Origin of the sequence: Skermanella aerolata KACC 11604 (assembly GCF_000936425.1) — a bacterium.
In the GTDB taxonomy this organism is placed as follows: Bacteria; Pseudomonadota; Alphaproteobacteria; order Azospirillales; family Azospirillaceae; genus Skermanella; species Skermanella aerolata.
Genome location: NZ_AVFK01000094.1, coordinates 1 through 9,639, shown reverse-complemented (window position 1 = coordinate 9,639; position 9,639 = coordinate 1). Strand labels below are relative to the sequence as shown.

Here is a 9,639-nt window from a genome sequence, read left to right as displayed (position 1 = left end):
TTCGGATGGTGTGAAACCAGCACCGCTGGTGCCGTGTTCCGGGAAAGACTTCGTTGAGCGCCTTCCAGAAGCCCAAAGCACCATCGGCAACCGCCAGTTCCGGGGTGATTCCCAGCCCGCGCGCCTTCAGGTCGATCAGCAGTTCGCGCCAGCTCTGGGCACTCTCGCGAACGCCGACCTGGAAGCCGAGCAGTTCCTTCTTACCCTCGGGCGTGGCGCCGATCATCACCAGCATGCACTCGGCAGTGGGCTCCATGCGGGCCTGGAGGTAGACGCCATCGGCCCAGACATAGACGTAGCGCCGGGCCGACAGGTCCCGCCGCTGCCAGCGCGTATAGTCCTCCGCCCAGCTCTCTTTCAGCCGCGCGATGACCGCCGGCGACAGATTGGGTGCGTCCTTGCCGAGCAGAACACCCAGCGCCTCCTGGAAATCACCGGCCGAAACGCCACGCAGGTACAGGATTGGCAGCAGAGCGTCTAGGCTGGTGGTCCGCCGAGCCCAGCGCGGCAGCAGGGCCGAGCTGAACCGGATCCGCTCGGCTGCTGGACCGGGAGCCCGGTCACGGACCTTGACCCGCTGGAGCTCGACCGGTCCGATCCCGGTCTGGATCACGCGCTCCGGTCCATGGCCATGGCGGACCAGCCGGTCCCGGCCATCGGCCAGCTTCAAGTCTTTACTGGAGGCCAGGAAGGCTGCCACCTCGGCTTCGATGGCCTGCTCCAGCAACTGGCGTGCTCCCGAGCGGAGAAGGGCCGTCAGGGGATCATCGATCGCGTCGGGCTGGCGAAGGCGAATAATGCTGCTATCCTCGTTCATGGCGTATCGCTCCTCTGGAGGTTCAGGCAGGCTTCAAGCACCTACCTCGATACGCCGCCTTCCTCACCTCGTCATCACCCAGTTTCCGCCATAGCTCGCGCCACGTGAGCTTCAGGTCGAACCCGTTACTGAAGACAGGTGGCAGGCACACCCTTTTTGTTCCTTCATCGGAACGCGAAGGGTGTCGTTTGAACACAGTAGGCTGCCCATTTCCGACCAGGTTTGATACGATCGTGGTCTGATCTTGATCCTCCTGATTACAGCCGCACGGCAGCTATCACAGGGAACAGCCCCGATCATGCCCACTCTACCTGCCAGTCTATCTGCACGGGACGCTGATCTTGTCCGCAGACTACCCATGTTCGAGCAACTCGCCGAACAGGATTTCGCCTCGCTGCTGGCGACAGCCACTGTGCGGACGGTGGGGCGGGGAGCTGACCTGTTCATGCAGGGAGATCAGGCGGATCAGTTCTTTGTCGTGCTGGAAGGCTGGGTAAAGCTGTACCGGGTCAACCGCGACGGGGCAGAGGCCGTGGTCCGCATGGTGAGCAAAGGCGAGAGCTTTGCCGAGGCTGCCATGTTTTCGGGAGCCCGCTTCCCGGTCAGCGCTCAGGCCGTCACGGATCTGCGCGTCTTGTCAATCACGTCCAGGGCATTTGCCCGCTGCGTCCAGTCGGACATCAGGACGGCTTTCGCGATGCTGGGCTCTCTCTCCATGCGCCTGCGCATGCTGGTCCAGCAGGTCGAGCAGCTTCAGGTCCAGTCCGCTCCCCAACGCGTCGGCAGTTTTTTGCTGAAGCTGTGCCCACCAGGCGAGGGCAACGCCTCCTTCAAGCTGCCGCTGGAAAAGTCACTGGTCGCAAAACGGCTCAACATCCAGCCGGAAACCTTCTCCCGAGCGCTCGCCAAATTGCGCCCGGTCGGCGTCGAGGTTCATGGCTCCGTCGTGTCGATCGAGAGCATCGATGCCTTGCGGGAGTTCTGTCGGGAGGACGAGGTGATTGCCGAGGACTGAGCACTCAGACCAGGTAAGTGCCCGCATGTTACTCGGATCTGCCCATCTCGTGGCGTCCCTGGAAGGTTCTCGACACGCGCAATGATGGCGCCCTGAGGGCAGCTGCATACGTGGCCGCCGTCAGGGTGCCTCTCAAGCGCATCATCGGAAGGTACGGTCGGCATGAGTATGTGATAAGGCATCTCTCCTGTAACGATGCTAATTTCTGAACCAGACAGTACCGTCAGAGCGCCCGTAAGGTTAGGGCGTTCAGGCGTACTGTGGCTGCTTGACCTCGAGCAAGGTGAGTTCCCTCACCACCCCGTTGCGCGTTTCCCAGGTGATCGACTGTCCCACCTTGAGGCCGATCAGGGCGATCCCGATCGGCGTGAGCACCGAGATCTTTCCCTGGGAAATGTCGGCCTCGTCAGGGTAAACCAGCGTTGCCGTCCGGGTCGTTCCCAGTGTCTCGTCCCGGTACTCCAGGTGGCTGCCCATACGCACGGTGTCGGCGGCAACCCGCCCTTTCGGGAGCACGGACGCCCGGTCCAGCTCGTCGGCCAGACAGGAGGCGATATCCGGCATCTTGTCCATGGCGGCACGCACCAGACTTGAAAGCCGGTCATTGTCCTCCGCCGTGAGCGTAATGCGCGGGTGTTTTCGGCCAGCCAGTGCGCTGGTATGTATGTTTCTGTTCATGATTTTCTCCAATATCAGGTGGTTTTCCGGCGTTTCAGTTCATGTCAGGCTGCCGCAGGCCCAGGATCATCCCCGTCACTTGGCGGAGCGACCGACGGCTTCGGCGATCCGATATGTCGTCTCGGAAAAATCTTCACGACCTTTCCCTCTGACGTCGTTGTTCCAAAGTCGGTGTCTGTCCGGGCAGGCGGATTGTTCGATTTCGTCGGCATTGGTATCCCCTGTTGCGGCACGGTTCTATTTGCAGGCACTCCAGCGACCCTGACCTCAGGTCCGGCAGCTGGTGTCGAGCGAATGCTGTAATGCCCTGTACCCATGAAGCAGGCCTATCCCCCCGGTGACGACAGCTCCTGCCACGAAGCCATGAATGAGAGAGAGGAGCATCGCGGCAAAGGCCATTGCCGTATCGGCTACGGCAAGGTCCAGCTTGTCGGTGCACCGGCGCAGCAGCTGAAGAGAAAAGATGCGCAGGGCAATAGCCGCAAGCACCCAGCGGACAAGCTCGTCATCAACATCAAGAGCTTGATTTCTCCAGATCATCAGCGCGATGGCGATGAGAATACCGTTTCCCAGAGCCAGCATAATGAACGACACCAGGAAGAGTTCGTCGTCTTCCAAGGTGTGTTGCTTTGGTTCAGGCATGTCGATCTCCGTATTTAGCAGGCCCTGGAAATACAACCGGTTGAAGAAGTAGGATTCGGACCAGCAATGATGCAGGGGCCGTTCAACGGATCGAAGACACCGCCCCGACCAGTGTCGCCGGCACTATTATCGGCGGCGAGGCTGTGCCAGCACCTTGAGCACCGAAACCATGCAGACACGGCCCTCGGGAGCATGAAGGCTGATCAACTGTCCCTCGCAGAGCCCAAGGAGTGCTACTCCGAGCAAAGTCAGGAGCGAGATGCTGCTCTCGCCATGGCAGGCGAACCCCGGAAGCACCCCGGCAATCGTCAGGGTGCCGGCGCGCATGATGCCGGTTTCGTGTTCCCGGTAAAAGAAGTGAGATCCCAGCGTCACGACGGAAGCGGGCACTTCGGACGCAGGGATAATTCTGGCGCGCGCCAGTTCCTGGTCGAGCATGACAGCTGTGGGAAAACGTTCTCTTTGAGGAATTTCCTCGAGAATCCACTCAATGAGGGAATGATCCCGATCCCCTACCGTGATGTCCGGCAATGAGCATTCGATGTTGGTCGGCACGCTATCTCTCCTGCGACAAATCTCCCGGGAACAGCCAGGCCGCTTCCGGGTGATTCAGATCAGTTCATGCGGGATAGAGAGAACAGCCCTGGGAACCGGGCACACCTTCAGGTGGCCGGCAATCCCAGGGAGGGTGTGCCTGCGATAAGACTGCCTCCCGTCAGACGGAGGCGCATTATGCGCGCGTTCGAATACATGACCGTATGTATAAGCCGGATGGAGGCATTCCGTCAATCATCCTAAAGGCTCATCGCCTCATTCAAGGCAAAAACAGGTTCATCTGGCAAGGCAGGTGCAAATCGGTCCGTGTTTGGTCCTAACAACTTGATGAGATCGGAGCTTTCCCTTTTTTTCAATATCGTGCACCTGCAGCCAAACCTGAAGCCGGTAAAGTCTGTTACCCTAAAGAACAGCACTAAGGCCAAAGATATACTTCAAATTACCTTGACAAAGATCGCCATCGACCCGAAATCTAAGTCATCATGTTGACAGCCATTCGCCTCAATCGTTTTCTTCTGTGCTCAGGCAGCCTCATCGCAGGCTCGTCCACCCTGGGCCGCCGGGTGGAACGATAAAGTTCGCTCAGGCCCAGGGTTGATCCCCTAGTTCAAAAAACCGGTAATAAAGCGACGGATCATACGGTGTGCTGTTGTTCCAGCGGTGTGTCGCGGCTGTCATGGCCGATCAGCACCGCAGGGCCTCTGGCTCCCAGTCTCTGACGCTTGACCGGTACTCCAAACCTTTCTTCGCTCAGCGGAAGGAATGAGGGATCGAACATGGCCATGTCCGTACACGTGAACTTTCATAACATGGAACGCTGCGATAAGCTGGAAAATGCCATTTTCCAGCACGCCGGCAAACTGAAAACGCTGTATGGCGGAGCGACATCCTGTCGTGTCGCCGTCATAGCGAGCAAGCATCGTGAGAACCGCTTCAAGGTGCTCGACGTTGTCGTTGACCTCTCCATTCCGGGAAAGGATTTCGTGGCACGCAGCCGCGCCGAGGATGAGGTCTGCCCGAACGCCTCCATCGTGGTGGCTGATGCCTTCAAACGCACAGCCCGGCGCCTTCGGGACCATCGGAGCAAGCAGATGGCATTCCGTACACGCACGATGCCGTAGGCTTCTCACTTGCAATGAGCCTTGACCGGGCTCAACGCTAAGCCAGGGAAATTGCCGGATTGCCGCGTCAGTCTGCTGGCCTCAACTCTCCCGCGTCGAAGGACAGGTCGTGTAATGACGCGGTTTTCCACTGTGTTCAAGGATATAGGATAAAGGACAAAGAACATGCATACCTTGATGGCGGCAACAGACCTTTCCTCCCGATCGGGCAAGGCACTGCACCAGGCCATGCTCATTGCGCTCCAGTGCGAGGCCCGTCTGGTGATTTTGCACGTCGTCGATGAAAGACAGCCGACTGATCTCGTGGATCGCAGGATTTCCGAAGTTAAGACGTACCTGAACGCCAGTGCAGCCGATATCGGGAGGTTGAACGGCCTCGAAGTCGATGTCATCGTGCGATGCGGCATCCCCCACTTGGTGATTGCAGAAACTGCCCGGGAGCAGGCCGTCAATCTCATCGTGATGGGAGCCCATCAAAAGGATGCCTGGCGCGATCTGTTCTCGAAGACAACAATCGAGCAGGTGCTGCGCGGCGGCGTCGCTCCCGTGCTTCTGGTCAATGAGGATCCGGTCCCTCTGTATCGTCGCGTGCTTTTCGCCATCGATGCGACCAATCCGTCGGCGCGGGCGGCTTATGCCGCCAGAAACCTGCCTTTCCTTGAGGCCGCCGACATTTCGGTTCTGCACGCATTCTGGGCGCCCGGCAAAGGCAAGCTCCGCCAAGCAGGCGTGAACCCTGCTCGTATCGCGCAGTATGTCGAGGAAACCGCCCTTGAAGCCGCGACCGATCTTGTGTCGTTCCTTCATCAGGAAGGGCGCCACGATCCGATCGAAAAGATCGTATTCACGGAAGGGGAGCCGGTCAGCGCCATTCGTGAGGCTGCCGCACGCTGGCGATCCCAGCTGGCGGTGATTGGCATACAGCGGCGCACAGGCCTAAGAAGACTGCTTTGTCCCAGTTCCGCCAAGCAGATCCTCCGGCAGGTCACTTGCGACATCCTGGCGGTGCCGCTGAAAGACAGCTCAAGCGCCGGTCGCGATCCTGCAGCGCCGGATCGCCTCCGTGTTTGGCCTTATCCCTGATCGCCGGTGGTTGCCAGTGATCTGCTCAAGGCATCAGGTAACATGGATGTATCCTCAGCAAAGAAGGATTGGAGCGCCATTCCAAAGCGGAGAAGTATGAATGATTATTGAGCCAAATGCTTCAGCCAATTCTGTCATACCGGGGAGTGTCGTCGGCGACTGGGCGAGTTGCCAGGAAACTACCCCCATCATCCGGTAGCCTGCAGCTCAACATGATAGATATTGTCGCGATGCGGGAGCGTGTTCAAAAGGCTTTCAGGACCTTTGACCATGTTCCGAACGGTGGGCACACACTTTCCGCATTGCGGAGCGCAACCAAGATGGCGAAACAGGCCGGACGGCGTTGAAATTCCTTTGCTGATCGCTGTGCAAACCTGCTTTTCCGTGAAAGCATTACAGATGCAAACGTACACTTTCCTCTCCCCAATTCGTTTTTCTTGGATGGATCTGTTCGTCGTCTAAAGGAATATCGCAGATCATATTCAGTAACAGCAAATACCTTATTTGTTTTATCTCATACCTTGCAGGTATGTTGACCGGGTGTTTTCTACAGATATGCGGATCGGATTGCGGTCGGAGCGACAGGTAGCACACAACGAAAAACTATTGTCTTGACGACCACGTTGGAAATCATATGATAATCTTCAGTAGGTGGAGGAAACATAATTCCTGACGGCTGCGGCAGCATGCCCCATGCAGATCAGCATCCCCAGGACGTTTTCTTGCCGAAGCAGTCCGCCGTGACAGGAGGCTCGATGACCCCGCCTGGACAGAGCGCCGCGTAGATCCCGCCGTCATACATCCGACCGGCCGGAGAGCGGCATTCGGGATGACCGTAACCCATAGGAGGTTTGGTGGATAAGCCCCAGCAGGAGGCCGCCTCGACTTCCGCGACACAGATCCGGATCACGGAATAGCGGCATGACACGGATACGGCCCGGAGAGAGCCAAAGGGCTCATAGGCAGTGAGGCGGGAGCCCACCACCGCTCTCTCCGGACTTGTTTCCAAGCTTTATTGCAACCATCCCAGATCACCAGGCCGGCCAGATCGCCAGACTGGATATATCCATGCGACTTCCCCTGCCTTCCAAATTTGAACGCCGATCATCAATGCCCAAGAGCTTCCTAGGTTTTCTCGACGATTGACCCGATCATCTTCTGACGTTTCCCTGGTTAACCCGTGAGGAGGTCCGATTTGAGCGACCACATCTATAAGATCATTCAGCTTGTCGGCTCATCGCCCAGCAGCGTTGAGGACGCGATACAGAGCGCAGTCACACGGGCTTCGAAAAGTCTGAAAAATCTTCGCTGGTTCGAAGTTCTCGAAACCCGCGGTCAGATCGAGGGAGGAAAGGTGACGCACTTTCAGGTAACGCTCAAAGTTGGCTTCACCCTGGATGACACGATCGACCCTGGCGCCTGAATGACTGGATGCCCTAGGGGCGATCGATCCTGTTCCTGCAATCGACCGCCCTTACGGAGGCTTGCGGGCGCACATGCTCAGCTAAGCTTGGCCCGACAGCTTCGGCCATGGATCCGGCCGTGAAGGATGCACGCATGATCGACAGGAGAGTTGCCTCATCGGCCTTCTGCAATGCTGAGGCAAGCTCGACAGGTATGTCGCCGAACCGTTGGCGCAGGCCTTCCGCGACCATCTCCGCGGCGCCTCCGACGCGCCCATCTGCATAAGCCTTTTCGATTGGCTCGCGCAGGAGACGGCTGCCCCCGATATTAAGTTCAACGTTCATCGCCCGCCACTCCTGTTCAACCTCATCCTCGATATTGCGAAGCGAGCTCAGTACCAGCAGAGTCGCCAGCGCACTTCCACAAACGCTCTTCGAAAAACATCGTGTCAGAAATTGCCTAAAGTGCCAACTATGTTTGTCTGAAGCGCGCTTAGAAGTCGGCCTGGTATCCGTCCTGTTTCGAGGTCGCTGTCACTTGGCAGGCTAAACATGACCTTTCATGATGATCCGCCCCTACTTTCCAGGCCCGGAAAGAATAGGTCGATTGTCGTGCCGACACCGACTTCACTTGCAATCCGGACGTCGCCGCCGCTCTGCCGAACAAAACCGTAGACCTGGCTGAGGCCGAGACCGGTGCCCTTGCTCCCCTTGGTCGTGAAGAACGGCTCCAGCGCCCGCTTCAGCACATCCGGGTTCATGCCCTGGCCGGTGTCGGCGACGGTCACACAGGCATAGGGGCCTGGTTTGAGGTTCGGCATCCGGCGCGCATCGTCATTGGCGCACCGCCATGTCGCGATGCGGATCGTTCCGCCGGACGGCATGGCGTCGCGGGCATTGACGATCAGGTTCAGCAAGGCCGTGTCGAACTGGGTCTGGTCGGTCAGGCAGGATGGAACGTCGGAACCGACATCGATCACCATATCCACAGCCGACCCCGCGGCGTTCCTCAGAAGATCCTCCATGCCGGCGATCTGTTCGTTGAGGTCGGCCCTGACGACCGTGAGCTCCTGCTGCCGCGCGAAGGCCAGCATCTGCTGCGTCAGCCTGGTTCCGCGTTCAACGGCGGCTGACGCGGTGTCCGCGATCCGGCGAACCTCTTCGTTGTCAATCCTGCCGCGGATAAGCCTGAGCCCGCTGGCGACAACCGCCATCAGGTTATTGAAGTCATGGGCGACACCGCCTGTCATGCGGCCGAGTGCTTCAAGCTTCTGGGCCTGGATGCGGTGGTGCACCGCCCGCTCCATCTCGCTCCGCCTTTTTACCCATAGGCTCGTCAGCGCCAGGATCAGGAGGGCCAGGGCCGACACCACGGCACCGGTGACGGCGACGCTTCTCCACCAGCCGGCGAGAAGATCGGCCTCCGCCAGGCCGACTGCGACCACCAGCGGGTAAGTCTCCAGCGACCGATAGCTGAAGATGCGGTCTTCCCTGTCCAGCAGGCTGATGGAGCGGTAGGTCCCGGAGGGTGCTGTCGGCAGGTGAACCCGGAAAACTTCATTCTCCGACCAGTCCGTGCCAATTGCACCATCACGGTGCGGGCCGCGGACCATGACGATGCCGTCGCGCCGGAACAGGCCGATACTGTCCCGCTCGCCAAGGTGCAGATCGCGGTAGAACCTTTCGAAGTAGCGTGGCTCAACAGCGGCGACGGCGATGCCGTCGAACCGGCCGTCCGGGCCATCCAGCCGCCGGCTTACGCTGACGAACCACGTCCCGAGCGAGCGGCTGATCAGGGGCTCACCGATGTGCAGGGACAGGCTCGGATCCTTGGCGTGAGCCTGGAAATAGTCGCGGTCGGCGAGGCTCACCTGTGGTGTCTTTGGATGGTCCGTGTCCTGCGTGATGAACCCATCCGGGCCGATGACGTAGAGGGCACGAACGTAGGGCAGCAGCCGCAGCCGCTGCCGCATCGATTCCTCGACTCTGGCGTCGTGCGCCGGCAGCGATGGGTTCAAGCTCATGGCGTCGATCATGCCGAGCAGCGTCAGGTCAACGGCCTCAAAGCTCCGTGCGGTCTGCTCCTCCAGTACCCGGACCAGGGCGCTGACCGAGCGTTCCCCGGCCTCGATCGTCCGCACCCGAGCGGCCCACAGCCACGCCCCGGCGGCAGCCACGATCACCAGCATCGCGGCCGTGGCAGCGGCGCCGATCCAGTATATCGAGGAGGTCCTGCCGGGGTCCGGAACAGTCATGCGCTGATCCTTTCAGTGTCGTTCGACCATCAGCTTCTTGATCTCCTGAATCGCCTTGGCCGGATTGAGA

The 9,639-nt window shown here is 59.4% G+C and carries 11 protein-coding genes; 4 read left to right on the top strand and 7 right to left on the bottom strand.

From position 1 onward, the window contains the following. A partial coding sequence (locus N826_RS37470; RefSeq protein ID WP_044437583.1) for an IS256 family transposase occupies positions 1–817 on the bottom strand: 817 nt, incomplete at its 3' end. Between the two features lie 358 nt (positions 818–1,175). Here N826_RS37470 and N826_RS37465 point away from each other — a divergent pair. Beyond that, entirely contained in the window at positions 1,176–1,832 is a 657-nt protein-coding gene (locus N826_RS37465) for a Crp/Fnr family transcriptional regulator (protein ID WP_244619763.1), read from the top strand. A 249-nt stretch (positions 1,833–2,081) separates the two neighbouring features. Here N826_RS37465 and rnk read toward each other — a convergent pair whose 3' ends face one another. The 3 genes from rnk to N826_RS43945 all read right to left on the bottom strand — a co-directional run bounded on the left by rnk (position 2,082) and on the right by N826_RS43945 (position 3,707). Further along, positions 2,082–2,510: a nucleoside diphosphate kinase regulator gene (gene rnk, locus N826_RS37460; RefSeq protein WP_044437586.1), complete on the bottom strand. Its 429-nt coding sequence runs from the start codon at positions 2,508–2,510 to the stop codon at positions 2,082–2,084. 267 nt (positions 2,511–2,777) lie between these two features. After that, complete coding sequence (locus tag N826_RS37455; RefSeq protein WP_147041267.1) at positions 2,778–3,152, bottom strand: hypothetical protein; 375 nt, start codon at positions 3,150–3,152, stop codon at positions 2,778–2,780. Between the two features lie 126 nt (positions 3,153–3,278). Continuing rightward, complete coding sequence (locus N826_RS43945) at positions 3,279–3,707, bottom strand: GreA/GreB family elongation factor (RefSeq protein WP_169789499.1); 429 nt, start codon at positions 3,705–3,707, stop codon at positions 3,279–3,281. Between the two features lie 776 nt (positions 3,708–4,483). Between N826_RS43945 and N826_RS37445 the strand changes: the two genes are divergently transcribed. Together N826_RS37445 and N826_RS37440 are read left to right on the top strand one after the other, a co-directional pair. Then, entirely contained in the window at positions 4,484–4,828 is a 345-nt protein-coding gene (locus N826_RS37445; RefSeq protein WP_044437580.1) for an HPF/RaiA family ribosome-associated protein, read from the top strand. 165 nt (positions 4,829–4,993) lie between these two features. Further along, a complete protein-coding gene (locus N826_RS37440; RefSeq protein ID WP_044437579.1) occupies positions 4,994–5,911 on the top strand; it encodes a universal stress protein in 918 nt (305 codons plus the stop codon). Positions 5,912–6,099: 188 nt separating this feature from the next. Here the strand turns inward: N826_RS37440 and N826_RS46210 are convergent, their stop codons facing one another. Next, positions 6,100–6,324 carry a (2Fe-2S)-binding protein gene (locus N826_RS46210; RefSeq protein WP_084721527.1) on the bottom strand — a complete coding sequence of 75 codons (225 nt, stop codon included), beginning with the start codon at positions 6,322–6,324 and terminating at the stop codon, positions 6,100–6,102. A 782-nt stretch (positions 6,325–7,106) separates the two neighbouring features. Between N826_RS46210 and N826_RS37435 the strand changes: the two genes are divergently transcribed. Then, on the top strand, positions 7,107–7,334 hold the full coding sequence (locus N826_RS37435) for a dodecin (protein WP_044437578.1): 228 nt from the start codon (positions 7,107–7,109) through the stop codon (positions 7,332–7,334). Between the two features lie 13 nt (positions 7,335–7,347). Here the strand turns inward: N826_RS37435 and N826_RS37430 are convergent, their stop codons facing one another. Both N826_RS37430 and N826_RS37425 read right to left on the bottom strand, forming a co-directional pair. Continuing rightward, the gene (locus tag N826_RS37430; RefSeq protein WP_044437577.1) at positions 7,348–7,659 is read right to left on the bottom strand and encodes a hypothetical protein; all 312 of its coding nucleotides are present in this window, start codon (positions 7,657–7,659) and stop codon (positions 7,348–7,350) included. 215 nt (positions 7,660–7,874) lie between these two features. Next, positions 7,875–9,569, bottom strand: a complete 1,695-nt coding sequence (locus N826_RS37425) for a hybrid sensor histidine kinase/response regulator (RefSeq protein ID WP_052832762.1) — start codon at positions 9,567–9,569, stop codon at positions 7,875–7,877. Between the last annotated feature and the right edge of the window lie 70 nt (positions 9,570–9,639).